Genomic DNA, 25,131 nt, shown 5'->3' on the forward strand with positions numbered 1-25,131 from the left:
CGGCGCTGTCACTTGCAAGGCCGGCGCTAGCGGCCTTGCCCGGCAGGCACCTCATTGACAGGTGTCGCCGACAAGCGCCGGCGCCACCGCCAACGCCCGTCCAATTGCATCGCCATCACGCTGCCCAGCACCACAGCCGCCCCCAGCGCCACGCTCGCTTGCAGAATTTCGCCCAGCACCGTCGCGGCCAGCAGCATCGCCACCGGTGGGATAAGGTACATGGCGATCGACGCGCGGCTGACCTCGACCCGTGCCAGCACATAGGCCCAGGCCAGGTAAGCCAGTGCACTGGGAAACAGTCCCAGCAACAGCACCGCCAGGTTCACCCGCAGTGATGCCTGAGCCACCGCCTGTGTCAGCCCGGGGGCATACACCAAGAGCAGTAGCGTACCGCCCCAGACCATGTAGCAGACGGTGGTCAACACCCCATAGCGCCCGGAAAAGCGCCGCTGCAAGACGAAGTACAGCCCCCAGGAAAACGCCGCCAACAGCACCAGCAGCCCTCGCGGCTCGATCGACCCCAAGCCCTTGTCACCGGCCACCACCAGCACCGCCCCCAACAGCCCGATCACCACACAAAGCCAGCGCCAGCCACTGACCGGCTCCCTGAGCCAGAAAAACGCGATCAGCGTGCTGAAGATCGGCGCAGACTGCGCCAACACGCTGGATGCTCCGGCGCTCAGCCCTTGCTGGCCGTAGTTGAGGCTGACGTGATGAAAAGCGATGGCGAAGAACCCCAGTACCAGCAGCCAGGGCAGGTCGCGCCAGCGCGGCAGGGAGATCTTCAGCACCAGCGCCATTGCGGCCATGAACAGCGAGGCAATCAGGAACCGCAGCAAGGCCAGGTGCCCGGGGCTGTAGCCCTCCAGGCCGATATGGATGCCCACCGGCGAATAGGCCCAACACAGAATCACCGCAGCGGTGGCCAGCACCAGCTTGAACAGGGGCGAGATCATCACGACACAGGTATCCACGGACAAGAAGAGGACCTGCAGTGTCGCGCCCTGCACAATTCACCACAATTAACCGATACTGAAGCTATTCCTCACTGGAAATGAGCAATGGAACTGACCCAACTGAAAATGGTGAAGGCCGTGGCCCGCACCGGCAGCATTGCCCGAGCGGCCGAGCAACTGCATTGCGTGCCGTCCAATATCACCAACCGCCTCAAGCAGCTGGAAGGCGAGCTGGGCACCGAGCTGTTTACCCGAGTCGGACGCGGCCTGCGGATCAGCCCCGCCGGGGAAATCTTCCTTGGCTACAGTGAACGCATCCTGGCCCTGGTGGATGAAGCCAAGCGTGCGGTGGACAGCCAGGCCGAACCCAGCGGCCTGTTGCGCCTGGGCTCGATCGAGTCATGCGCCGGTGGGCGCCTGCCTCCCCTGCTCGCGCAATACCACAAGCGCTATCCGAAGGTGAGCGTGGAGCTGGTGACCGGAACCTGGTCGCAACTCTTTGAAGAGCTGCAGCACCAACGCATCGACGGCGCTCTGGTGGCCGTCGACAGCCTGCCGGCCAAACTGCAACAGACCGTGCTCTACCACGAACCCCTGGTGCTGATCTCCAGCGCCAACAGCGCCCCTATCCACAGCGCCAGCGACTTACAGCACCACAACCTGTTCATGTGGCCGCCCGGCTGCCCCTATCGCCGCGCCCTGGAAAATTGGCTGGGCAGGCACGGCCTGAACCTGCCCATCACCGGCTATGCCAGCTGGGGCACCATCATCGGCTGCGTCAGCGTAGGGGCCGGGGTCTCGCTGATACCGGAAGGGGTGCTGGAGCGCTATTCGCAATCGGCCAACCTGAGCGTGCAGCGCTTCGACGACCTGCAGCCAGTGGATAACCGCTTTGTCTGGCACAAGGATGTACAACACCATGGCGCCAGGGACGCCTTTGCCCAGTTGCTGCAGGAGCAACTGGGGGCCTGATAGCCTCGCAGCAACCTAGCAGGCAACACCAAGCATTTGCAGTCACTAGGACTGAGCCCCCATCAGGGCATCGATAAAGGGGGCTTTCTGCGCAAGGTACTCGCCAATCCCCTCGCGATTGCTGGCCTCGAGCCGAAACTTCAGATCCTGATACTGCTGGCGGATGTCGCTGTCCTGACGCAAGAGATCGCGAAAGCGCAGCATGCGCCCCACCTGCTCATGGCCGCCGACACAGACATGCACCTTGTGGGTGCGTATACCCTCTACATCGCGGCGGTAAAAATGATGCCCGGGGGACAGATTGCTACCCCGGACATACCCCAACGTCGCCATGAAGGCATTGCGCGCGGCTTCATCCACCTGCTCCGCGACCACCACCAGCAGATCGATTTCCGGCTTGGCCGCCAATCCTGGAACAGCAGTGCTCCCCACGTGATGAATATCCACCAGCTCGCAGCCGAAACCTCTGGCTATGCGCGCCTTCTCCCCTGCAAATGCCGCAGGCCAATGATCGTCATAGAGGGAGATCTTACTGGTGAGCGCCATCACCACTCCTTGATGCAAAGGCGTTGGATATTCCAGGAGCCCGCGCCCGAGCCAACAGGACACAGGGATTGGCGACCCACAAAAAAGGCGCACGACAACGGCACGTCAACAGAAACGCTGCACGAGCTGGAGGGTTTGCAGGAATTTTGATTCATCTCGTTGAGGACCAACGAGGAGCGTTATGGAGGCAACCCCACCAGCCACACCCCGGCACACAATGTTCCCGCTGTGGCTGCTGCCTTCCGGCTCTGACCAGGTTCACGGGTAATCGTTGCGGGGGGACCGATGGGGTCACCATAACGACGCTCGCCTGACGGCGAGCCGCGCCATTGTACCTATCTGAGTCGAACTTACAACCGCTGGCTGCAGATTAAAATTCGATGAGCTTCAAACACTTGGCCGTGGCCCACCTGCCGTGGGGGCGAAACAGGCATCGCGGTGCACCAGGGAAATCGCGCCGGGGCCTTTGCGAGCAAGCTCGCCCCTACAGGACGCTCAGGATCAGTCCAGGGACAGGACTTCGTCGGCGCGGCCGCCTTCCTGCTGGATCACCAGGTGGATGAAGTGCAGCTTGGCAATCACCGCGGGCGGCAGGATGAAGGGGTAGAAATCCGGTTGGCCCATGCTGCGGGACAGTTCGTTGAGCATACCCGCCAGTTCGATCCAGGCATTGACGAAAGCCAGGAATGCCGGCCCGCCTGGGTGCTGCGGATCGTAGAGGCTGCTCAAGGGAAACGGCTGGTAGTCGAGGTCGACATCCCGGGCGCTCATGCCGAAACCCAGGGCAGTATCCACCGCATCCACCATGTGCAGGTAGTGAGCCCAGGTCTCCGCCCAGTCTTCCCAGGGGTGCATGGTGGCGTAGGCGCTGACATGGCTTTGCTGCCAGCCAGCCGGCGCGCCCTTCTGGTAGTGCCGCTCCAGGGCTTGCGCGTAGCTGTAGCGTTCATCGCCGAAGAGACTGCGAAAGGCTTCCAGCCAGGGGCTGTTGGCTATCAACCGGTCCCAGTAGTAATGCCCCACTTCGTGACGGAAATGCCCGAGCAGAGTGCGATAAGGCTCATGCATCTGGGCCCGGATCTTTTCCCGGTGGGCGTCGTCGGCTTCCTTGATATCCAGAGTAATGAGGCCGTTGGCATGCCCGGTAACCGGCGCCCTGCCCTCCAGATCGACACCGATGAAATCGAAGGCCAGCCCGGCCTGCTCATCCTCGCTCTTGGGGATCACCTGCAACCCCAGGTCAAGCAATTGCGCCACCAACCGCCGCTTGGCAATTTCCACCTTGCGCCAACGTTCCGGGTTCTCGGCTATGGACAGGTCGGGAATGGTGCGATTGAGCTTGCAGGCCACGCACAGGCTGTCGGTCAGATGCGCCGGCAGCAGCCAGTTGCAGGCCGCCGGGGTATCGAGGTTGGCGCAACGCCTGAAGGCACCGGCCTCGGGCTTGGCATCCAGCACCCAGGTATCGCCCGCCGGCCCGGGCTGCAGGGAAGACAGCAGACCCAGATGCGGTGCGTAGCCAAGCATTGCCGAACAGGCCAGGCACTGGCTGTTGCGAAAGAACAGCGATTGCCCGCAGCGGCAAGACCAGAGTTTGCTGTTACGTGAACGGTCGCCGACAAAGGGGGCGGCGATCCGGGAACTAAGCTGCTCGAAGAAGCGGTACATGGCGAATCCTCCCTGGGGCTTGCCAAGACTAGATCATGGGCAAGCCTGCGGGGTTCCAAGATTCGTACCACTGCGCCGCTGGCGACGAGGCGCCCCCCAAGGCACGGCAGCGGCTACAGCTCAGGTCGGGACGCCGTGCTCGGTCAGGAAAGCAACGAAAGCTTCTTCGTCCAGCACCTTGAGCCCCAGTTCGTTGGCCTTGGCCAGTTTGGAACCGGCGCCGGGGCCGGCCACCACGCAGTGAGTCTTCGCCGAGACCGAACCCGCCACCTTGGCACCAAGGCTTTCCAGCTTGTCCTTGGCCACGTCGCGGCTCATCAGTTCCAGGGAGCCCGTAAGCACCCAGGTCTGCCCCGCCAGCGGCAGGCCCGCGACCACCTTCTTCTCGCTCTGCCAATGCATGCCGAAGGCCTGCAGCTGCTGCTCGATGGCCTGGGCCAATTGTGCATTGGCCGGGTTGTCGAAGAATTCACGCACCGCCTTGGCCTGCTTCTCTGGCAGCGCCTGGCGCATGTCCAGCCAGTCAGCCTCGATCACGCCTTGCAGGGAGCCGAACTTGTCCGCCAGTTTCTGCGCGGCGCCCGGACCTACTGAAGGGATGTTGAGCTTGTCGAGCATGCCGCCCAGGGTGGTGCTGGCGGCGAATTCGGCGCCCAGTTCGCCCTGGTCCTGCAGCACCAGGCCGCATTGATCTGCCGCCAGCAGGGAACCGATGACTTCCTGGTTATGGCTGTCCTCAAAGAAGCTGTGGATTTCGTGAGCCACTTCCAGACCGACATCCGGCAGATAGGTCAGCACTTGCGGTAGTGCCTGCTGAACCCGCTCCAGGCTACCCAGGGAGCGCGCCAGGACCTTGGCGGTTTCCTCGCCGACATCCGGGATACCCAGGGCATAGATGAAGCGCGCCAGGGCCGGACGCTTGCTGTCTTCGATGGCCTTGAGCAGTTTGTTGCTGGACACCTCGGCAAAGCCTTCCAGGTCGATGATCTGCTCGTACTTGAGCCTGTAGAGATCAGCCGGCGAGGCAATAAGGTTCTCGTCCACCAACTGTTCGATGGTCTTGTCCCCCAGGCCTTCGATATCCATGGCACGACGGGACACAAAATGGATGATCGCCTGTTTGAGCTGGGCCCCGCAGGCCAGCCGGCCAACGCAGCGATACACCGCACCTTCGCTGACGGTTTCCCGGCCCTTGCTGCGCTTGACCAGTTGCGTGCGCTCTACGTGGGAACCACAGACCGGACAGCTCTCGGGGATCTGCACCGGGCGGGCGTTCTCCGGGCGACGCTCGGTCACCACTTGCACCACTTGCGGAATCACGTCGCCGGCACGGCGGATGATCACCGTGTCACCGATCATCAAGCCCAGGCGCGCCACTTCATCCATGTTGTGCAAAGTAGCGTTGGATACAGTGACCCCGGCCACCTTGACTGGCTGCAAACGCGCCACCGGCGTCACCGCGCCGGTACGACCAACCTGGAACTCCACGTCCAGCAGCTCGGTGAGCTCTTCCATGGCCGGGAACTTGTGGGCGATGGCCCAGCGCGGTTCCCGGGCACGGAAACCCAGTTCCCGCTGGGATGCGATGCTGTTGACCTTGAACACCACGCCGTCGATCTCATAAGGCAACGCATTGCGCCGCTCGCCGATCTCGCGGTAGTAGTCCAGGCATTCGTCGATGCCCTTGGCCAACCGCAGTTCACGACTGATGGGCATGCCCCACTGCTTCAACCGTTCAAGGTTGCCGATGTGGGTGTCGGCAATGTCCGCGCTGACCTGGCCCAGGCCATAGCAGCAGAACTCCAGGGGCCGACTGGCGGTGATCTTCGAATCCAGCTGGCGCAGGCTGCCCGCCGCGGCGTTGCGCGGGTTGGCGAAGGTCTTGCCACCGGCTTCCAGTTGCGCAGCATTCAGGCGCTCGAAGCCGGCCTTGGACATGAACACTTCACCGCGCACTTCCAGGGTTGCCGGCCAGCCACTGCCTTGCAGCTTGAGGGGAATGTTGCGCACGGTTCGCACATTGACGCTGATGTCCTCACCGGTGGTGCCATCGCCACGGGTGGCGCCGCGTACCAGTACGCCATCCTGGTACAGCAGGCTGACTGCCAGGCCATCGAGCTTGGGCTCACAGCTGTACTCCACCGCCGCACCGCCACCGAACAGATCACCGGCCGGCAGGTCCAGGCCTTCGTTGACCCGGCGATCGAACTCGCGCACGTCGACTTCCTCGAAGGCGTTACCGAGGCTGAGCATGGGGATTTCATGACGCACCTGGGTGAAGGCCGAAAGCGCTGCGCTGCCGACACGCTGGGTTGGCGAATCGCTGGTCACCAGTTCAGGGTGCTCGGCTTCCAGGGCCTTGAGCTCACGGAACAGCCGGTCGTATTCCGCATCCGGGATGCTCGGTTCATCCAGTACGTGGTAGCGGTAGTTGTGCTGGTCCAGCTCAGCGCGCAGCTCAAGAATGCGGGTTTCGGCGGCGGTCATGGGGTTCTCTCACAAAGCAAAAGAGCAGCCTAGGCTGCTCGATCTGAAGATTGGGGCAAGGGCTTCGCTGGCAAGCCAGTTCCTGCACAAACCAGCCCCTACATGGAGGGGCTGGTTCCAGGAGCTTAGCGCTTTTGGGTCAGGGCGCGGCGTTCGAATTCGACGATGCGCTGGCGGTAGTGTTCGATGGTCTGGGCAGTCAGGACGCTGCGCTGATCGTCCTTGAGCTCGCCATTGAGCTCCTGAGACAACTTGCGCGCCGCCGCCACCATCACGTCGAAGGCCTGCTTGGGGTGACGCGGGCCCGGCAGGCCAAGGAAGAAGCTGACAGCCGGGGTGCTGAAGTGGTCGATATCGTCCAGGTCGAACACGCCCGGCTTGACCGCGTTGGCCATGGAGAACAGCACCTCGCCGTTGCCAGCCATGCTTTCGTGGCGGTGGAAAATATCCATCTCGCCAAAACGCAGGCCGCTTTCCAGGATGTTCTGCAACAGGGCCGGCCCCTTGAAGCCGGCAGCGTCGCGGCAGATCACGCTGATCACCAGCACTTCTTCGGCTTGCGGCTGGTCCTTGTCGCTGTGGCTCGCGGACTTGCTTTCCTCGGCCGGGAAATCATCGTCGCGGCTGCTGAAGCTCGGGCCACTGTCCAGATCCAGGTCCAGGTTGAGGTCGCCCTGATGCGGCTCGCCACCACGCTTGCCGCGTTTGGACGAAGAACTTTCCCGAGGTTCGCGGGCAGGCATGCTCACCGACGGCAGGTCATGCTCGTCCAGCTGCGGCTCTTTATGGGTATCCAGAACGCGGGGCGGGCCCAACAGCTCGGCACTGCCTTCATCGTCCGGCAGATTGGAAAGACTTCGATCAAGACGGAACTTCAACTTCCCCTTGCCGCCGCGCATACGCCGCCAGCCATCAAAAAGAATACCGGCGATAACAATAATGCCGATGACGATCAGCCACTCGCGCAGACCGATTTCCATGTAATCCCGTGCCTCTATAAAAAATGCTGAAAAATAAGGGGTTTACAATCTGCAAACCGCTTTAAAACGTGGCGCCAACTCTATGTTCTGAATGGCGTTTTGCCCACGCATAGGAAAAATTGACATTAAACTAGCACGACCAAAGGCAACTTTACACCGTCTGTCGCAACGGCTAGGGCCAATATATCGATTGGCCAGCTGGGTAATGGGAAAAATCCCCCCTACTTGCCCCCTACTTGCCCCCTACAGTCGCCTCAGTCGACCGGACTCAAGCGTCCACCATCGCCATCGCCTCCTCGACATCCACGGCTACCAGGCGCGAACAACCGGGTTCGTGCATCGTTACCCCCATCAACTGATCAGCCATTTCCATGGCGATCTTGTTGTGGGTGATATAGATGAACTGCACGGTCTGCGACATCTCTTTAACCAATCTCGCGTAGCGTCCAACGTTAGCGTCATCCAGCGGTGCGTCAACTTCGTCGAGCATGCAGAACGGCGCCGGGTTCAACTTGAAGATGGCAAATACCAGGGCCAATGCGGTCAATGCCTTTTCGCCACCGGAGAGCAAATGAATGGTGCTGTTCTTCTTGCCCGGAGGACGCGCCATGATCGTTACCCCTGTATCGAGTAGATCTTCGCCCGTCAGTTCCAAATAAGCGCTGCCGCCACCGAAAACTTTTGGAAAGAGTGCCTGCAAACCGCCGTTGATCTGATCAAAGGTATCTTTGAATCGATTACGGGTTTCCTTGTCGATCTTGCGGATCACGTTCTCCAGGGTTTCCAGGGCCTCCACCAGGTCGGCATCCTGGGCATCCAGATAGCGCTTGCGCTCGGACTGCTGCTGATACTCATCGATGGCCGCCAGGTTGATTGCGCCCAGGCGCTGGATCCGTGCGGCAATCCGTTCCAGCTCTTCTTCGGCGGCCTGCTCGCTGGCTTCTGCGGTCAGGGTCGCCAGCACGCCGTCCAGGTCGTAGCCGTCGGCCAGCAGTTGCTCCTGCAAGGTCTTGCGGCGCACGGTCAGGGCTTGCCATTCCATGCGCTGCTGCTCCAACTGGCCACGAATCAACTGCGACTGCTGCTCGGCCTGGTTGCGGCGCTTCTCGGCATCGCGCAGTTCGCGGTCGGCATCTTCCAGGGCGATCTGCGCGCTCTTGAGCTCCACATCCACGGTCATGCGTTTTTCCAGCAGCTCTTCGAGCTTCAGGCGCAACTCTTCCAATGGCGCCTCGCCTTCTTCCAGGTTGAGGCTGAGTTGTTCGCGCTTCTCGGTCAGACGCTCGGATTGCAGCTCCAGACGCTCCAGAGCCTGCCGGGTGGAATCGTGCTGGGCCTTGAGCGAGCCCATGCGCACTGCCAACTGGTGGGCGTGATCCTTGTGCTGGCGCGCTTCCTGGCGCACCCGGTCAAGACGCTCGCGCAGGCTGTCGCGCTGGGCCAGCAGCAGCTCACGCTGCTCGGTGTCCAGGGCCATGCTGTCGAGAGCGTCCTGCAATTGCAGGCGCGCCTCCCCAATCTGTTCGTGTTCCAGCTCGCGCTGTTCGCCAAGCTCCACCAGCTCTTCATCGAGACGGGTACGCCGCAAGGTCAGTTGTTCGGCCTTGGCCTTGCCGGCAGACAGCTTGGCCTTCAGCTCACCTTGCTGGCGGGCTTCGTCCTGCAGCAGGCGGCGCAGATGCTCGCGACCGTTCTCCTGCTGGCGCTGCTGGGCCCGCAGGTTGAGCAACTGGCTTTCCAGGGCCTCGACACTGGCTTCGCGCTCATCGCGCTCCTGGGTCAATTGCTGGATTTCCTGACCCCGGGCCAGCACGCCGCTTTCCGCTTCGCTGGCGCGCCGCACCCGCAAAAAATGCCGGCCGACCCAGTAGCCATCGCGGCTGATCAGGCTCTGTCCGGCAGCCAGTTGCCCACGCAGGGCCAGGGCCTGTTCGAGGTTTTCCACCGGCTTGACCTGACCCAGCCAAGGCGACAGATCCACCGTGGATTCCACCTTGTCCAGCAGGCTGCCGGGGATGCGCATTGCATCGCCTTGCTGGCTCAGCAGGCGCAGATCGCCTTGCTGGAAACCCGCGAGGTCAAGGCCGGTAAAATCGTCCACCAGCACCGCCTGTAGATCGGCGCCAAGCACGGTTTCCACCGCCAGCTCCCAACCTGCTTCCACATGCATGCCATCGGCCAGGCGCGGGCGTTCGGCCAACTGCTGCTCACGCAACCACTCGGCGGTGCCCGTGGCGGGATCCAGTGCGGCCTGCTGCAAGGCTTCCAGGGAGGCCAGCCGGCCATTGAGGCGCTGCAATTCACCCTGAGCCTGCTGCTGTGCCTGGGTTGCCTGCTGCAATTGCTGGCGTAGTTGTTCCAGGCGCTCGACCTGGGACTCCTCGCTGGCTTGCAGGTCTTCCAGGGTCGCCTCACTGGCAGCCAGTTGTTCGTTGAGTTCGAGGATCGCCGCGTCTTCCGGGTCGGCCGAAAGCAACTCGCGCTCCTCCCCCAGGCGCCGCTGGCGCTCGGACAGCCGCTCCATGCTGCCTTCGAGCTGCTGGATGCGTGACTGCTGCACTTCCGCCTGGCGCCGCGGTTCCGCAGAACTCAGGTTGAAGGCGTCCCACTGCTCCTGCCAGCCGTGCATGGTGGTTTCGGCTTCTTCCAAGGTTGCAGCGGCTTCTTCGGCTGCGGCGGCGGTGACTTCCTGCTCGGGTTCGAGCATCGCCAGCTCTTCCCCCAGGGTCGCCAGCAAGGTGCGGTCGTGCCCCAGGTGCGACTCGGTTTCCAGGCGCGCGCGCTCGGCTTCCTTGAGGTCGTCCTGCAACTGCCGCAGGCGCTGCTGGCCATGCTGGATGCTCTGCTCGACCCGGGCGATGTCACCGCCCACCGAATAGAAGCGCCCCTGCACCAGATTGAAGCGTTCGGAGAGCTCGTGGTGCCCGTCGCGAAAGCGTTCGATGGCGGCATCGGCGTTGCGCTGCTCGGCCACCAGGGCCTCGAAGCTGACTTCCTGGCTACCGATCACCGACTCGCGCTGGCCCACCTGCTCATTCAGGGCCTGCCAGCGCAGGGCCGACAGTTGCGCCTTGAGCTGGCGCTCCTCGGCCTTGTATTCCTGATACTTCTCGGCGGCCTGGGCCTGGCGATGCAAGCGTTCGAGCTGACGCTCCAGCTCTTCGCGCAGGTCGGTCAGGCGGGCGAGGTTCTCGTGAGTGCGGCGGATGCGGTTTTCCGTCTCGCGCCGGCGCTCCTTGTACTTGGAGATGCCCGCGGCTTCCTCGATGAAGTTGCGCAGATCCTCGGGCTTGGCTTCGATCAGCTTGGAGATCATGCCCTGTTCGATGATCGAGTAGCTGCGTGGCCCCAGGCCAGTGCCGAGGAAGATGTCGGTGATATCCCGACGGCGACATTTGGCGCCGTTGAGGAAATAACTGTTCTGGCTGTCGCGGGTCACCTTGCGGCGAATGGAGATTTCCGCATAGGCGGCGTACTCGCCCACCAGGGTGCCATCGGAGTTGTCAAACACCAGTTCGATGCTGGCCTGGCTCACCGGCTTGCGGCTGGTGGAGCCGTTGAAGATGACGTCGGTCATCGATTCGCCGCGCAGGTTCTTCGCCGAGCTTTCGCCCATCACCCAGCGCACGGCGTCGATGATGTTCGACTTGCCGCAGCCATTGGGCCCGACCACCGCCGCCATGTTACTGGGGAAGTTCACCGTGGTCGGATCGACGAAGGACTTGAACCCCGCCAGCTTGATGCACTTGAGTCGCACGTTTACGCATCCGCCAACGCAGATACCACCAGATCGCTGCTGCGCTGGGCATAGGCCGTCAGTACCTGGCGGATCTGCACCAGGTCACGGGCCAATACCGCGGCCAGCAGTTGCTCGAACAACGCCAGGTACTCGCTCATGGATGCCTTGCGCTGGTCCAGCGCCAGGTAATAGGCGCGGCTCATGGCCGGCTGCAGGTTCTCGACAGTCTCCTGCAGGTAGGGGTTGTTGGCGAACGGATAGGCCGCGCGCATCACGCTGAAGCTGTCTTCGACGAAGGCACGGATGTCCTGGCGTTCGTAGGCACTCTCCAGCCGCTGCTGGATCTGCAGGAATGGCGTCATGTCGCTCTGCTGTGTCCAGCCGCTGGCCACCGAGTTGCCCAGCAGGATGTACAGCTCGCTCATCAGCGTGCACAGGCTGCGGACCTTGTGCTCGGTGAGCTCGGTCACGTGGGCGCCACGGCGCGGCAGAATGGCGATCAGATGGCGGCGCTCGAGGATCAGCAAGGCCTCGCGGACCGAACCACGGCTGACATTGAGGGCCAAGGTGACCTTCTGTTCCTGAATGCGCTCCCCAGGCTTGAGATCCCCGCGAATGATACGTTCGGCGAGGTGGTGAGCAATTTGCTCGGCGAGGCTGTCCGGCGCCTTGAACGTCATGGTTTTCCTTCAAAATCTTTAATCGGCACAAGCCGCGCAGTGTAGCGCAATTGCCACTTCATCGCGGAGTGCCCAAGGGGCGGAATTTGGCACGAAATAAGCAAATTGACCGTGATCCGAGCAATTTTCCACAGCCGTTCATACTTGAATTGTTGGAGTCGAAAATTTCCTGACCTTGAAGTCAGAAAATCATTGACCGAAAAGTCAGACATGACTAAATTCGGCTGACGTCGGTTAACAACAATAATGAGTCTGCGAGGCCTTCCGTGATCCAGTTTTTACTCAACCAGGAACTCCGTAGCGAGCATGCCCTGGACCCCAACCTGACCGTGCTCAACTATTTGCGCGAGCACCTGGGCAAGCCCGGCACCAAGGAAGGCTGCGCCAGCGGCGACTGCGGCGCCTGCACCGTGGTGGTGGGCGAGTTGCAGACGGATGCGCAAGGCAGCGAAAGCATTCGCTATCGCAGCCTCAACTCGTGCCTGACCTTCGTTTCCTCCCTGCACGGCAAGCACCTGATCAGCGTCGAAGGCCTCAAGCACCAGGGGCAACTGCACAGCGTGCAGCAGGCCATGGTCGACTGCCACGGCTCGCAGTGCGGCTTCTGCACCCCGGGCTTCGTCATGTCGCTGTTCGCCCTGCAGAAAAACAGCAGCCAACCCGACGCCCACAAGGCCCATGAAGCCCTGGCCGGCAACCTCTGCCGCTGCACTGGCTACCGGCCGATCCTCGCCGCCGCCGAGCAGGCCTGCTGTGGTGGGCAGAGCGATCAGTTCGATGCGCGCCAGGCCGAGACCATCAGCCGCCTCAAGGCCATTGCGCCCAAGGACACCGGTGAGCTCAACAGCGGCGACAAGCGCTGCCTGGTGCCGCTGACAGTGGCCGATCTGGCCGACCTCTATGACGCCTACCCGCAAGCCCGGCTGCTGGCCGGCGGCACCGACCTGGCCCTGGAAGTGACCCAGTTCCACCGGACCCTGCCGGTGATGATCTATGTCGGCAACATTGCCCAGATGAAGCGCATCGAACACTTCGACGATCGCCTGGAAATCGGCGCCGCCACCGCCCTCACCGACTGCTACGACGCCCTGCGCGCCGAATACCCGGACTTCGGCGAACTGCTGCAGCGCTTCGCCTCGCTGCAGATCCGCAACCAGGGCACCCTGGGCGGCAACATCGGCAACGCCTCGCCCATCGGCGACTCGCCGCCGCTGCTGATTGCCCTGGGCGCGCAGATCGTCCTGTGCAAGGGCGAAGTGCGCCGCACCCTGGCCCTGGAAGACTATTTCATCGATTACCGGGTCACCGCCCGCCAGGAAAGCGAGTTCATCGAGAAGATCATCGTGCCCCGGGCCAGCGCCGAACGGCTGTTCCGCGCCTACAAGGTCTCCAAGCGCCTGGACGACGACATTTCCGCGGTCTGCGCCGCCTTCAACCTGCGCATCGACAACGGCGTGGTCAGCGATGCGCGCATCGCCTTCGGCGGCATGGCGGCGATCCCCAAGCGCGCCAAGAGCTGTGAAGCCGCACTGATCGGCGCGCCCTGGCATCAGTCCAGCATCGAGCGGGCCTGTGCCGCGCTGGCAGAAGATTTCACCCCGCTCTCGGATTTTCGCGCCAGCAAGGAATACCGCCTGCTGAGTGCGCAAAACCTGCTGCGCAAATACTTCATCGAACTGCAAACACCGCACATCGAGACCCGGGTGACCGCTTATGTCTAACCATCACAAGGTCGAAAAGACTCAAGCCGAACTGAGCGCCCTGTTTCAACAGGACCTGACCAGCGGCGTCGGCCGCAGCGTCAAGCACGACAGCGCCGACAAACATGTGTCCGGCGAAGCGGTGTACATCGACGACCGCCTGGAATTCCCCAATCAGCTGCACGTCTACGCGCGACTGTCGGACCGGGCCCACGCCAAGGTCATCAGCATCGACACCGCCCCCTGCTACGCCTTCGAAGGCGTGCGCATCGCCATTACCCACGAGGACATTCCCGGCCTCAAGGACATCGGCCCGCTGCTGCCCGGCGACCCGCTGCTGGCCATCGACACCGTGCAGTTCGTCGGCCAGCCGGTGCTGGCGGTGGCCGCTCGCGACCTGGAAACCGCGCGCAAGGCGGCCATGGCCGCGATCATCGAATACGAAGACCTGGAGCCGGTGCTGGACGTGGTCGAGGCCCTGCGCAAGCGCCACTTCGTGCTGGACAGCCACACCCATCAGCGCGGCGACTCGGCCAGCGCCCTGGCCAGTGCCGAACACCGCATCCAGGGCACCCTGCACATCGGCGGCCAGGAACACTTCTACCTGGAAACCCAGATCTCCTCGGTGATGCCCACCGAAGACGGCGGCATGATCGTCTACTGCTCGACCCAGAACCCCACCGAAGTGCAGAAGCTGGTGGCGGAAGTGCTCGACGTGTCGATGAACAAGATAGTGGTGGACATGCGGCGCATGGGCGGCGGCTTCGGCGGCAAGGAAACCCAGGCCGCGAGCCCCGCCTGCCTGTGCGCGGTGGTGGCACGCCTGACCGGCCAGCCGACCAAGATGCGCCTGCCACGGGTCGAAGACATGCTGATGACCGGCAAGCGCCACCCCTTCTACGTCGAATACGACGTGGGCTTCGACAGCAGCGGGCGCCTGCACGGCATCCAGCTGGAGCTGGCGGGCAACTGCGGCTGTTCACCGGACCTCTCGGCGTCCATCGTCGACCGTGCCATGTTCCACGCCGACAACTCGTACTACCTGGGCGATGCCACCATCAATGGCCATCGCTGCAAGACCAACACTGCGTCGAATACCGCCTACCGCGGCTTCGGCGGCCCGCAAGGTATGGTGGCCATCGAGGAGGTGATGGACGCCATCGCCCGCCATCTGCACCTGGACCCGCTGGCAGTGCGCAAGGCCAACTACTACGGCAAGACCGAGCGCAACGTCACCCACTACTACCAGACCGTCGAGCACAACATGCTCGAGGAAATGACCGCCGAACTGGAAGCCAGCAGCCAGTACGCCGAACGCCGAGAAGCCATCCGCCGGTACAACGCCAACAGCCCGATCCTGAAAAAGGGCCTGGCGCTGACCCCGGTGAAATTCGGCATTTCCTTCACCGCCAGCTTCCTCAACCAGGCCGGCGCGCTGATCCATGTCTACACCGACGGCAGCATCCACCTGAACCACGGCGGCACCGAAATGGGCCAGGGCCTGAACACCAAGGTGGCGCAAGTGGTGGCCGAGGTGTTCCAGGTGAACATCGACCGGGTGCAAATCACCGCCACCAATACCGACAAGGTGCCCAATACCTCGCCCACCGCCGCTTCCAGCGGTGCCGACCTGAACGGCAAGGCCGCGCAGAATGCCGCGCAGACCATCAAGAACCGCCTGGTGGAATTCGCCGCGCGCAAGTATCAGGTCAGTGAGGAAGACGTGGAGTTCCACAACGGCCACGTGCGTGTCCGCGAGCATATCCTGACCTTCGAGGAACTGATCCAGCAGGCCTATTTCGCCCAGGTGTCGCTCTCCAGCACCGGCTTCTACAAGACCCCGAAAATCTACTACGACCGTGCCCAGGCCCGGGGCCGGCCGTTCTACTACTTCGCCTTCGGCGCGGCCTGCGCCGAGGTGATAGTCGACACCCTGACCGGCGAGTACAAGATGCTGCGCACCGACATCCTGCATGACGTCGGCGCCTCCCTGAACCCGGCCATCGACATCGGCCAGGTCGAGGGCGGCTATATCCAGGGCATGGGCTGGCTGACCACCGAGGAGCTGGTGTGGAACACCAAGGGCAAGCTTGAGACCTGCGGCCCGGCCAGCTACAAGATCCCGGCAGTGGCCGACATGCCCCTGGACCTGCGAGTCAAGCTGGTGGAAAACCGCAAGAACCCGGAAGACACGGTGTTCCATTCCAAGGCCGTGGGCGAACCGCCGTTCATGCTGGGTATCGCTGCCTGGTGCGCGATCAAGGATGCGGTGGCGAGCCTCGGCGACTACCGCCACCAGCCGCAGATCGATGCGCCGACCACTCCGGAGCGAGTGTTGTGGGGCTGCGAGCAGATGCGCCGCTTGCAGGTGACCAGAACCACGGACCCGCAAGCCGAGCTGGCGCCGCTGTAACGGCCCGCGCCGGCAAGTCGGCTCCTGCGGGAGCCGGCGTGCCGATGAAGAGGCCCACACAGACAACCAAGATGTCGAGGTGAACATGTACAACTGGATCAGCGCCCTCGCCGACCTGCAGGCCCAGGGAGAACCCTGCGTGCTGGTGACCATCATCGAGGAGCTCGGCTCGACGCCGCGCAATGCCGGCTCGAAAATGGTGGTCAGCGCCACCCAGGCCTCCGACACCATTGGCGGCGGGCACCTGGAATACAAGGCCATGCAGATCGCCCGGGACATGCTTGCCACCGGCAAGCAGGCGACCCATCTGGAGCGCTTCAGCCTCGGCGCCAGCCTCGGTCAGTGCTGCGGCGGTGCCACGGTGCTGCTGTTCGAACCCATGGGCCAGGTGCAGGCGCAGATCGCCGTGTTCGGTGCCGGGCATGTCGGCCGCGCGCTGGTGCCACTGCTGGCCAGCCTGCCCTGCCGGGTGAGCTGGATCGATTCCCGGGAGCAGGAGTTTCCCGAGCAGATCCCCCCTGGAGTACGCAAGATCGTCAGCGAAGAACCGGTGGACGAAATCGACAACCTGCCCGCCGGCAGTTATTGCATCGTCATGACCCATAATCACCAGCTGGACCTGGAGTTGACCGCGGCCCTGCTCAAGCGCAACGATTTCACCTATTTCGGCCTGATCGGCTCGAAGACCAAACGGGTCAAGTTCGAACACCGCCTGCGTGACCGCGGTTTCGACGCCGAAACCTTGCAGCGCATGCGCTGCCCGATGGGGCTCGGCGAAGTCAAAGGCAAGTTGCCTGTGGAAATCGCCATCTCCATTGCCGGTGAGATCATCGCCACCTATAACGCCCATTTCGGCCAGCCCAGCGCCAGCGCCGAACCCATTGCCAGACTGCTGCCGGTCTCACGCCGCAGCCAGGCTGCACACTGACACGCCACACACTGAGAACGCCCCATGCCTTTGACTCGCAAAGCCTACCGTGCCGCCATCCTGCACAGCATCGCCGACCCGGCCGAAGTCGGCATCGAAGCCTCCTATGAGTATTTCGAAGACGGCCTGCTGGTAGTAGAAAACGGCCGGATCAGCGCCCTCGGCCACGCCAGCGAACTGCTGCCCGGGCTGCCCGCCGGGGTGCAGGTCGAGCACTTTCCCGATGCCCTGATCACACCGGGCTTCATCGATACCCATATCCACCTGCCGCAGACCGGCATGGTAGGCGCCTATGGCGAGCAGTTGCTGGACTGGCTCAACACCTACACCTTCCCCTGCGAAAGCCAGTTCGCCGACCCCGATCACGCCAATGAAGTGGCGGACATCTTCATCAAGGAACTGCTACGCAACGGCACCACCACCGCCCTGGTGTTTGGCAGCGTGCACCCGCAGTCGGTCAATGCCTTCTTCGCCGCCGCCGAGAAGCTCGACCTGCGGATGATCGCCGGCAAGGTGATGATGGACCGCAACGCCCCGGACTACCTGACCGACACCGCCGAATCCGGCTACCAGGAAAGCAAAGCGCTGATCGAGCGCTGGCACGGCAAGGGCCGCCTGCACTACGCAGTCACCCCGCGCTTCGCCCCCACCAGCACCCCGGAGCAACTGACCCTGGCCGGACAGTTGCTGACCGAATACCCCGACCTCTACATGCAGACCCACATCAGTGAAAACCTGCAGGAAATCCAATGGGTCAAGGAGCTGTTCCCGGAACGCAAGGGTTACCTGGACGTGTATGACCACTACCAGTTGCTCGGCGAGCGTTCGGTGTTCGCCCACGGCGTGCACCTGTGCGACGACGAATGCGCACGCCTGGCTGAAACCGGTTCGGCCGTGGCCTTCTGCCCCACCTCGAACTTCTTCCTCGGTAGCGGCCTGTTCAACCTGCCGATGGCGGAAAAGCACAAGCTCAATGTCGGCCTGGGCACCGACGTCGGTGGCGGCACCAGCTTCTCGCTGCTGCAGACCCTCAACGAGGCCTACAAGGTCATGCAACTTCAAGGCGCGCGCCTGAGCCCATTCAAGTCGCTGTATCTGGCCACCCTCGGCGGCGCCCGGGCCCTGCGCCTGGAAGACAAGATCGGCACCCTGCATCCGGGCACCGACGCCGACTTCCTGGTCCTCGACTATCACGCCACTCCGCTGCTCAGCTACCGCCTCAAGCAAGCCAACAGCATTGCCGAAACCCTGTTCGTGCTGATGACCCTGGGCGACGACCGCACCGTGCTGCAGACCTTTGCCGCCGGCCAGCAGGTCCACCAGCGCTAACCCCGGAAAATGAAAATCCCCCGTTCGCCAGACGCGCACGGGGGATTTTTTTGCCTGGATCCAGGCCCGGACTGCGGGCGAGCCTAGAAGGTCACTTCCATGTTCAGGGTCGGTGTCGAGGTGCGGCTGCCACGGCCGCCGTCCACCCCGAACTTGTTGTGCCAGTACTCGTAGCCGACACCCAGGTACAGGTTGGGCTTGACGTTCTTGCCCGGCAGCACGGCCACCATCAGCGAGGTACGCATCAGGGTTTCCGGGGCAGTGTCGCGGTAGTTGTAGTCGTGGCCCTTCTCCCCGGTGTAGTTGACGAACCCCTGGAACTTGGCAGCGTGGGTGCCGACTTCGAAAGGTCGCATCCAGGCCAGGTTGAGCAGGTAGGTGTCGTCGAAAGTGTGATCCGGGTCCTTGGCCCCGGGGATCCCGGAATGGTTGTTTTCCTTGTAGTACAGCAGGCTCAGGTCCAGCACCCCGACGGTGTTGAACTTCAGGGTCGGGCCGAAGACCAGGGCACGCTTTTTCGCCGACCCCAGGTTGTTGTTGCGGCTGGCGTCAAAACCCATGGTCAGCGCGTAGTCCTTGATCAGGCCGGTGCCCAGCGGCGTGTCCAATACCCGGGAGGAATAGAGCTGGTGGCGATAGACCCCGTAGACCTCGCTGCTGCCCTTGTTGGTGCCCTTGCGCGGGTCGTCGTTGTCGGAGAGCAGCACATCCAGGTGCAGGTAGTTGCTGCCGTACTGGTAACCGCTGGCGTGGGTGAAGCTGTAGATGCGCTTGCTGATGTAGTGCGGGTTGTTCGGGTTGGTGAACTCCTTGCCGTAACGAAAGCCGACGCTGTTGTTCATCCACTCGAGGGCGGCCGCTTCCCCTGCTCCGATCATGCTCATCAGCAGGGTTGCGCCTTGTAGTGCCTTTTTCATTTTTATTATGTCCTGTGGCGGTGTGGCTTTAGGCAGCTTCGCTGGCTGCCGACCGCACGCAGTATCGACACAAGCGCCACAGCGCCCAAAGCACAGAATATCGACCAGGGCGCTGCCGAAATGGCAACACAGGCCCAGGAGGCCGGACTCAGAGCACCGGCTGGCCGAAGGCGCGCTCGGCCCGTTCGCGAAGAGTGATCTCCTCACTGAGTAAATGCGCCAACGCCTCCACCGCGCTGGGCAGGTCGCGCCCGCTGCGGGCGTAGAGCCCCAGGTCGCTGTAGATGCCGCCCTGGTCGCTCAGGGGAATATGCAACAGCTCGCCCTTTTGCAGATCCGCCTCGACCCCGACCCGGGTCTGGAACGCCACCCCCATGTTGTGCCGGGCCATCTGCCGTGCCAGCTCCATGGAGTTGCTCTGCAGTGGCGGTTTGTCCAGCAGACCCAGACGCTTGTGCAGCGGCGCGAGCAGGTGATGGATCGACAGCTCGCTCTTGGCCAGGATCAGCCCGTGCTCGGCACAGGTGGCGAAATTGACGCTGCCGCGCTCGGCCAGCGGGTGGTCCGGGCTGACCAGCGCCCCCAGGCGGAAATGCCCGACACTCAACTGGCGGATTTCCGCGGCCCGTGGCACAGCAAAGGCCAGGCCCAGGTCGGCGCGGCTGTTGATCAGGGCCTGGGGAATGGATTGCGAACCCTGCACGGTCACACCGATGGTCACTTGCGGGTAGTGATCACGCATGCGCTTGAGCACCGAGGGCAGCAGATCCACCGTGGCGCCTTCGGCGGTGGCGATCTCCACGTGGCCGCTTTTCAGGCCGCGCAAGGCGTCGAACTCCAGGCGCACCCGCTCCAGGTCCTGCAACACCAGGTTGGCGTGACGGCTGAGAATCTCCCCGGCCATGGTCAGGCGCAGGCCGCCGGGCAAGCGCTCGAACAGCGGCGCGCCGATCTCGTCCTCGACCTTGAGAATCTGCCGATTCACTGCCGAGGACGCGACATTCAAGCGCCGGGCAGCCTCGCGGATCGAGCGGCAGCGCCGGACCATGTCGAAATAGTGGATCGCGGAGGAATGAATTCGTAGCGTTCTGCCGCTCATGCCGCGGGCTCCTTTCGCAGGGCGAGAGGCGAGCCTTGGCCGACTGCTGCCGGACCATGCGCCTCGAAGCGGGCACTGTATACAATCTTGAACAAAAACCGCAACAAAAGGCCCAAACCAAGGCCCGGCAAGGGTCCACAGAAACAACAATCCCTCGCTCCGTGCAGCACACGAAGCGAGGGATTGCTTGAAACGCAGGGCTTGCAGCTTAGAGCTTGGCGCTTGGCCGCCCCGGCTTCTTGGTCTGCAGCAGGTGCGAGAACACCGCATGCAGGTCATCCGAGGCACTTTCCTCGTCGAGGTTGAGCTTGCTGTCGATGTGGTCCATGTGGTGCATCATCAGGTTCACCGCCAGCTCGCCGTCCCGGGCCTCGATGGCATCGATCAGTTGGGTGTGCTCATCGTAGGAGCAGTGCGAACGGTTGCCGCTTTCGTACTGGGCAATGATCAGCGAGGTCTGGGACACCAGGCTGCGCTGAAAGCTGATCAGCGGGGCATTTTTCGCCGCTTCGGCCAGCTTCAGGTGAAACTCCCCGGAAAGGCGGATACCGGCCCCGCGATCACCGCGGGAAAAGCTGTCGCGTTCCTCGTTGACCATCTGCCGCAACTCCAGCAACTGCTCGGCAGTAGCATGCTGCACGGCCAGCTCGGTGATGGCCCGCTCCACCAGGCGCCGGGCGAGAAATACCTGGCGGGCTTCCTCGACGCTCGGGCTGGCGACGACCGCGCCACGGTTGGGCCGCAGCAGGACCACGCCTTCATGGGCCAGGCGCGACAGGGCGCGACGGATAATGGTCCGACTGACTCCGAAAATCTCCCCCAGCGCCTCTTCGCTCAATTTGGTGCCCGGCGCCAGGCGCTGCTCGAGGATGGCCTCAAAGATGTGCGCGTAGACAATATCGTCCTGGGTTCCGCTGCGACCGGCTTTGCCTGCTCGCGGTTGTTTCTTGAGAGGTTGCAACTGTTCGTTCATGGGCACTCGGGTCGGGAGGACTGCGGCGATTTCAGCGTGACTTTAATACGCCACGGTGGGTCGCTGGCAAGTATCGCGTTAAAACAGAGGCACATTGTACACAACCCATGGCCATCACTAGCAAAAAGTGTTGTCGGGCCCGCGACTTGTTCAACGACTGTACGGCTATTTGTAGTCACGGCTGTATTGCAATGCAAAGTTACTTTTAAGTTTAGGCTTGGAACTTGAACCCCATTAATGGCCCATTGCTCGAGCCCGCCTCGATCAATGCGCGCCGGATGTGGTTTTTTGCGTCTTTCAAGAACAAGGAACAGCAGTAATGTCCGATGCCACTCCCGCGCAGCTACGCCCTCTGGCCGACACTTCACCGTCTGCCATAGTGGCCGGCTTCATCGCCATGATGACCGGCTACACCAGTTCCCTGGTGCTGATGTTCCAGGCCGGGCAGGCCGCCGGGCTGACCAGCGGTCAGATTTCCTCGTGGATCTGGGCCATTTCCATCGGCATGGCGGTGTGCAGCATCGGCCTCTCCCTGCGTTATCGCACCCCCATCACCATCGCCTGGTCGACCCCCGGCGCCGCGCTGCTGATCACCAGCCTGTCCGGGGTGACCTACGGCGAAGCCATCGGCGCCTATATCACCTGCGCCGTGCTGGTGACCCTGTGCGGGCTGACCGGCAGCTTCGAGCGGCTGATGAAAAAGATCCCGGCGTCCCTGGCGGCGGCCCTGCTGGCGGGGATCCTGTTCAAGATCGGCAGTGAGATCTTCGTCGCCGCCCAGCACCGCACCGGCCTGGTGCTGGGCATGTTCCTCACCTACCTGGTGGTCAAGCGCCTGTCGCCGCGCTATGCGGTACTGGCTGCGCTGCTGATCGGTACGGCCTTGTCCGGGGTCATGGGCCTGCTGGACTTCAGCGGCTTTCACCTGGAAGTGGCGACCCCGGTATGGACCACGCCACACTTCTCCCTGGCCGCCACCATCAGCATCGGCATTCCGCTGTTCGTGGTGGCCATGACCTCGCAGAACATGCCAGGGATCGCCGTGCTGCGAGCCGACGGCTACAACGTCCCGGCTTCGCCGCTGATCACCGCCACGGGGTTGGCCTCGCTGCTGCTGGCGCCCTTCGGCTCACATGGCATCAACCTGGCGGCCATCAGCGCCGCCATCTGCACCGGCCCCCACGCCCATGAGGATCACAGCAAACGCTACACCGCGGCAGTATGGTGTGGGATTTTCTACGGCATCGCCGGGGTCTTTGGCGCCACCCTGGCGGCGCTGTTCGCCGCCCTGCCCAAGGAACTGGTGCTGTCCATCGCGGCCCTGGCGCTGTTCGGCTCGATCATCAACGGCCTGAGCATCGCCATGAGCGAAGTGAAGGAACGGGAAGCGGCGCTGATCACCTTCATGGTCACGGCGTCGGGGCTGACGCTGTTCTCCATCGGCTCGGCGTTCTGGGGAATCGTTGCCGGCGTGGTGACCCTGATGATCCTGAACTGGCGCAGCGCCTGAAGGGCTTCGCTGGCAAGCCTGCTTCTACACCGACCGGCCGGCTTGCCGGCGAACGGCGCCCACGACAACGCCCGGGGCTGGCCCGTGGCAGAGGCAAGGATACAAAGGGGGGGGAATCGACAGGTGGCCCTGGGGCAACAACGCATGAGCGACCCGAACGGGTCGCTCATGCATGACATCACGCGACTGGATTGATCGCGTTGTCCGGGTACCACACGTCCAGCAGCGGGCTGACTTCAACGTTGGTCAGCTCGGTGCGCGCCTTGAGCCAGGCTTCAACGGTGGCACGTTGCTCTTCGCTGACGGAACCGCGCTTGCTCAGGCAAACCAGACCGAAGTCGTCGCCGCCTACATAGCCCAGGCCGTTGGCTTCCATCGCTTCTTTGAGGAATGCGTCGAGGAAAGCGTCAATAGCTTCGTCAGCCAGATCTTCTTTGAAATCCAGGTTCAGCTCAAAACCCAGCTCCTGAAATTCATCTACGCAGAGTTTTTTGCGCAGACGGCGGGAACGGTTAGTGGCCATGGAACAATCCTCATAAGTAATAACGGGCGGCACTTTACCAGTTTAGGCAGGCGATTGCCTGACTCTATGAGGATGCGACCCTGCCATTGGTAAAAAAAATACCGCCCCAGCGGCCCGTGGCACGGCACAAGCCGCTATACCTTGGGGCATAATGCCGACACTTTCATGACCACTGAGGGATTTTATCTGCATGCCCTCGCCTTTTTTCCCCTCGACTGCAGGGTTCCATTTCATATGATCAAATCGTTGCGTCCTCTGTTACTGGCCAGTGTTTTTCTCCCCCTGGCCTTTCCCGTTTCCGCGGCCCCGGTCAACACCACCCTGACCCCCAAGGTCCAGCAAGCCCTCAAAGCCAGCAAACTTCCGGATAACGCCCTGTCCCTGGTGATGATTCCCCTGAACGGCCCCGGCACCCCGACCATCTTCAACGCCGACGTATCGGTGAACCCGGCCTCCACCATGAAACTGGTGACCACCTACGCGGCCCTTGAAATGCTCGGCCCGACCCACCAGTGGAAAACCGAGTTCTACACCGACGGCACCCTCAGCGGCGGCATCCTCAATGGCAACCTGTACCTCAAGGGCGGCGGCGACCCCAAGCTGAACATGGAGAAGCTCTGGCTGCTGATGCGTGACCTGCGGGCCAATGGCGTACAGCAAGTCACTGGCGACCTGGTGCTGGACCGCAACTTCTTCGTGCAGCCGCAACTGCCGGAATTCAATGACGATGGCAACGACGAGAACAAGCCGTTCCTGGTCAAGCCGGACGCCCTGATGGTCAACCTCAAGGCCCTGCGCTTCGTTGCCCGCAATGACTCAGGGCGGGTCCTGGTTTCGGTGGAGCCGCCGATCGCCAAGATCCGCATCGACAACCAGGTCAAGGCGGTCAACACCAAGCAGTGCACCGGAGACGTGCGCTACAACCCCGTCACCCAGGCCGATGGCAGCGTGATCGTGACCGTCGGCGGGCAGTTGGGTGATGGCTGCAGTTCCCAGACTTACCTGTCGCTGCTGGACCACGCCACCTACACCGCCGGCGCGGTGCGGGCGATCTGGAGCGAGCTGGGCGGCAGCATCCAGGGCCAGGATCGCCTGGCCGTGGTGCCCAAGGATGCCAAGGTCCTGGCCCGCGCCTTCTCCCCGGACCTCGCGGAAATCATCCGCGACATCAACAAATACAGTAACAACACCATGGCCCAGCAGTTGTTCCTGAGCCTGGGGGCCAAGTACCGCAACGAAGCCGATGGCGACGACGCCAAGGCGGCCCAGCGAGTGGTGCGCCAATGGCTGGCGAGAAAAGGCATCACCTCGCCGCACCTGGTGATGGAAAACGGTTCCGGCCTGTCGCGGGCCGAGCGGGTCAGCGCCCGGGAAATGGCCGGCCTGCTGCAAGCGGCGTGGAAGAGCCCCTACGCCGCCGAGTTCATCAGCTCGATGCCGATCGCCGGCATGGACGGCACCATGCGCAAGCGCCTCAAGCGCACCGCCATGTCCGGTGAAGCGCACATCAAGACCGGCACCCTGAACACCGTGCGCGCTATCGCCGGCTACAGCCGCGACGACAACGGCAATACCTGGGCGGTGGTGGCAATCCTCAACGACCCACGGCCATTCGGCGCCTCTTCGGTGCTCGACCAGGTCCTGCTGGACCTGTACCGCCAGCCGAAACTGGCGACCAGCGCTTCAGCGCTCTAAGCGGCGACGCTGGCGG

The 25,131-nt window shown here is 62.9% G+C and carries 18 protein-coding genes and 1 other RNA gene; 7 read left to right on the plus strand and 12 right to left on the minus strand.

Features of this window, described 5'->3' with window-relative positions; translation table 11 throughout:
* Positions 1–26: 26 nt before the first annotated feature.
* Complete coding sequence (locus tag KCG88_RS25260; protein WP_210713388.1) at positions 27–956, minus strand: DMT family transporter; 930 nt, start codon at positions 954–956, stop codon at positions 27–29.
* 105 nt (positions 957–1,061) lie between these two features.
* Here KCG88_RS25260 and KCG88_RS25265 point away from each other — a divergent pair, with 105 nt between their 5' ends.
* Positions 1,062–1,928 (plus strand): LysR family transcriptional regulator, encoded by an 867-nt coding sequence (locus tag KCG88_RS25265; RefSeq protein ID WP_210713355.1) that lies wholly within the window; start codon positions 1,062–1,064, stop codon positions 1,926–1,928.
* Between the two features lie 45 nt (positions 1,929–1,973).
* Here KCG88_RS25265 and KCG88_RS25270 read toward each other — a convergent pair whose 3' ends face one another.
* From KCG88_RS25270 to KCG88_RS25300, 7 genes are all read right to left on the minus strand, one after another.
* Positions 1,974–2,474: a GrpB family protein gene (locus tag KCG88_RS25270; protein ID WP_047284907.1), complete on the minus strand. Its 501-nt coding sequence runs from the start codon at positions 2,472–2,474 to the stop codon at positions 1,974–1,976.
* Positions 2,475–2,665: 191 nt separating this feature from the next.
* An RNA gene (ffs, locus tag KCG88_RS25275) (signal recognition particle sRNA small type) lies at positions 2,666–2,762 on the minus strand.
* Between the two features lie 213 nt (positions 2,763–2,975).
* Complete coding sequence (locus tag KCG88_RS25280; RefSeq protein ID WP_047284905.1) at positions 2,976–4,142, minus strand: putative zinc-binding metallopeptidase; 1,167 nt, start codon at positions 4,140–4,142, stop codon at positions 2,976–2,978.
* Positions 4,143–4,262: 120 nt separating this feature from the next.
* A complete protein-coding gene (gene ligA, locus KCG88_RS25285) occupies positions 4,263–6,629 on the minus strand; it encodes an NAD-dependent DNA ligase LigA (RefSeq protein ID WP_210713356.1) in 2,367 nt (788 codons plus the stop codon).
* Between the two features lie 125 nt (positions 6,630–6,754).
* Positions 6,755–7,609 carry a cell division protein ZipA gene (gene zipA / locus KCG88_RS25290; RefSeq protein ID WP_047284900.1) on the minus strand — a complete coding sequence of 285 codons (855 nt, stop codon included), beginning with the start codon at positions 7,607–7,609 and terminating at the stop codon, positions 6,755–6,757.
* A 268-nt stretch (positions 7,610–7,877) separates the two neighbouring features.
* A complete protein-coding gene (gene smc / locus KCG88_RS25295; RefSeq protein ID WP_047284898.1) occupies positions 7,878–11,366 on the minus strand; it encodes a chromosome segregation protein SMC in 3,489 nt (1,162 codons plus the stop codon).
* 2 nt (positions 11,367–11,368) lie between these two features.
* Positions 11,369–12,028 (minus strand): GntR family transcriptional regulator, encoded by a 660-nt coding sequence (locus tag KCG88_RS25300; RefSeq protein ID WP_047284895.1) that lies wholly within the window; start codon positions 12,026–12,028, stop codon positions 11,369–11,371.
* Between the two features lie 266 nt (positions 12,029–12,294).
* Here KCG88_RS25300 and xdhA point away from each other — a divergent pair, with 266 nt between their 5' ends.
* The 4 genes from xdhA (at position 12,295) to guaD (ending at position 18,398) form a co-directional block, all read left to right on the plus strand.
* Positions 12,295–13,749, plus strand: a complete 1,455-nt coding sequence (gene xdhA, locus KCG88_RS25305; RefSeq protein WP_210713357.1) for a xanthine dehydrogenase small subunit — start codon at positions 12,295–12,297, stop codon at positions 13,747–13,749.
* A complete protein-coding gene (gene xdhB / locus KCG88_RS25310) occupies positions 13,742–16,141 on the plus strand; it encodes a xanthine dehydrogenase molybdopterin binding subunit (protein ID WP_210713358.1) in 2,400 nt (799 codons plus the stop codon). The genes xdhA and xdhB overlap by 8 nt, the downstream gene beginning before the upstream one ends.
* 85 nt (positions 16,142–16,226) lie before the next feature.
* Complete coding sequence (gene xdhC, locus KCG88_RS25315; protein WP_210713359.1) at positions 16,227–17,069, plus strand: xanthine dehydrogenase accessory protein XdhC; 843 nt, start codon at positions 16,227–16,229, stop codon at positions 17,067–17,069.
* A gap of 24 nt (positions 17,070–17,093) precedes the next feature.
* On the plus strand, positions 17,094–18,398 hold the full coding sequence (gene guaD / locus KCG88_RS25320) for a guanine deaminase (protein WP_210713360.1): 1,305 nt from the start codon (positions 17,094–17,096) through the stop codon (positions 18,396–18,398).
* 83 nt (positions 18,399–18,481) lie between these two features.
* On the opposite strand, the gene KCG88_RS25325 is transcribed toward guaD, so the two are convergent.
* The 3 genes from KCG88_RS25325 to KCG88_RS25335 form a co-directional block, all read right to left on the minus strand.
* Positions 18,482–19,315, minus strand: a complete 834-nt coding sequence (locus tag KCG88_RS25325) for a hypothetical protein (RefSeq protein ID WP_015634766.1) — start codon at positions 19,313–19,315, stop codon at positions 18,482–18,484.
* A 148-nt stretch (positions 19,316–19,463) separates the two neighbouring features.
* Positions 19,464–20,414 carry a LysR family transcriptional regulator gene (locus KCG88_RS25330; RefSeq protein ID WP_047284886.1) on the minus strand — a complete coding sequence of 317 codons (951 nt, stop codon included), beginning with the start codon at positions 20,412–20,414 and terminating at the stop codon, positions 19,464–19,466.
* A 208-nt stretch (positions 20,415–20,622) separates the two neighbouring features.
* Positions 20,623–21,387 (minus strand): GntR family transcriptional regulator, encoded by a 765-nt coding sequence (locus KCG88_RS25335; protein WP_011060203.1) that lies wholly within the window; start codon positions 21,385–21,387, stop codon positions 20,623–20,625.
* A gap of 319 nt (positions 21,388–21,706) precedes the next feature.
* On the opposite strand from KCG88_RS25335, the gene KCG88_RS25340 reads away from it, so the two are divergent.
* Positions 21,707–22,897, plus strand: a complete 1,191-nt coding sequence (locus KCG88_RS25340; RefSeq protein WP_047336136.1) for a benzoate/H(+) symporter BenE family transporter — start codon at positions 21,707–21,709, stop codon at positions 22,895–22,897.
* Between the two features lie 178 nt (positions 22,898–23,075).
* Here KCG88_RS25340 and KCG88_RS25345 read toward each other — a convergent pair whose 3' ends face one another.
* Entirely contained in the window at positions 23,076–23,420 is a 345-nt protein-coding gene (locus KCG88_RS25345) for a YggL family protein (protein ID WP_047284881.1), read from the minus strand.
* A gap of 234 nt (positions 23,421–23,654) precedes the next feature.
* Here KCG88_RS25345 and dacB point away from each other — a divergent pair, with 234 nt between their 5' ends.
* Complete coding sequence (gene dacB / locus KCG88_RS25350; RefSeq protein ID WP_047284879.1) at positions 23,655–25,115, plus strand: D-alanyl-D-alanine carboxypeptidase/D-alanyl-D-alanine-endopeptidase; 1,461 nt, start codon at positions 23,655–23,657, stop codon at positions 25,113–25,115.
* The last annotated feature ends 16 nt before the right edge of the window (positions 25,116–25,131 follow it).

The organism is Pseudomonas sp. MWU349 (assembly GCF_017947325.1).
GTDB classification, from domain to species: domain Bacteria; phylum Pseudomonadota; class Gammaproteobacteria; order Pseudomonadales; family Pseudomonadaceae; genus Aquipseudomonas; species Aquipseudomonas protegens.

Coding starts and splice junctions, on each gene's coding strand:
- zipA (WP_047284900.1), bottom strand. CDS start 7,609: ATGGAAATCGGTCTGCGCGAGTGGCTGATCGTCATCGGCATTATTGTT.
- KCG88_RS25270 (WP_047284907.1), bottom strand. CDS start 2,474: ATGGCGCTCACCAGTAAGATCTCCCTCTATGACGATCATTGGCCTGCG.
- dacB (WP_047284879.1), top strand. CDS start 23,655: ATGATCAAATCGTTGCGTCCTCTGTTACTGGCCAGTGTTTTTCTCCCC.
- KCG88_RS25265 (WP_210713355.1), top strand. CDS start 1,062: ATGGAACTGACCCAACTGAAAATGGTGAAGGCCGTGGCCCGCACCGGC.
- KCG88_RS25300 (WP_047284895.1), bottom strand. CDS start 12,028: ATGACGTTCAAGGCGCCGGACAGCCTCGCCGAGCAAATTGCTCACCAC.
- KCG88_RS25340 (WP_047336136.1), top strand. CDS start 21,707: ATGTCCGATGCCACTCCCGCGCAGCTACGCCCTCTGGCCGACACTTCA.
- KCG88_RS25325 (WP_015634766.1), bottom strand. CDS start 19,315: ATGAAAAAGGCACTACAAGGCGCAACCCTGCTGATGAGCATGATCGGA.
- ligA (WP_210713356.1), bottom strand. CDS start 6,629: ATGACCGCCGCCGAAACCCGCATTCTTGAGCTGCGCGCTGAGCTGGAC.
- KCG88_RS25345 (WP_047284881.1), bottom strand. CDS start 23,420: ATGGCCACTAACCGTTCCCGCCGTCTGCGCAAAAAACTCTGCGTAGAT.
- KCG88_RS25260 (WP_210713388.1), bottom strand. CDS start 956: ATGATCTCGCCCCTGTTCAAGCTGGTGCTGGCCACCGCTGCGGTGATT.
- xdhB (WP_210713358.1), top strand. CDS start 13,742: ATGTCTAACCATCACAAGGTCGAAAAGACTCAAGCCGAACTGAGCGCC.
- xdhC (WP_210713359.1), top strand. CDS start 16,227: ATGTACAACTGGATCAGCGCCCTCGCCGACCTGCAGGCCCAGGGAGAA.
- KCG88_RS25335 (WP_011060203.1), bottom strand. CDS start 21,387: ATGAACGAACAGTTGCAACCTCTCAAGAAACAACCGCGAGCAGGCAAA.
- guaD (WP_210713360.1), top strand. CDS start 17,094: ATGCCTTTGACTCGCAAAGCCTACCGTGCCGCCATCCTGCACAGCATC.
- KCG88_RS25330 (WP_047284886.1), bottom strand. CDS start 20,414: ATGAGCGGCAGAACGCTACGAATTCATTCCTCCGCGATCCACTATTTC.
- KCG88_RS25280 (WP_047284905.1), bottom strand. CDS start 4,142: ATGTACCGCTTCTTCGAGCAGCTTAGTTCCCGGATCGCCGCCCCCTTT.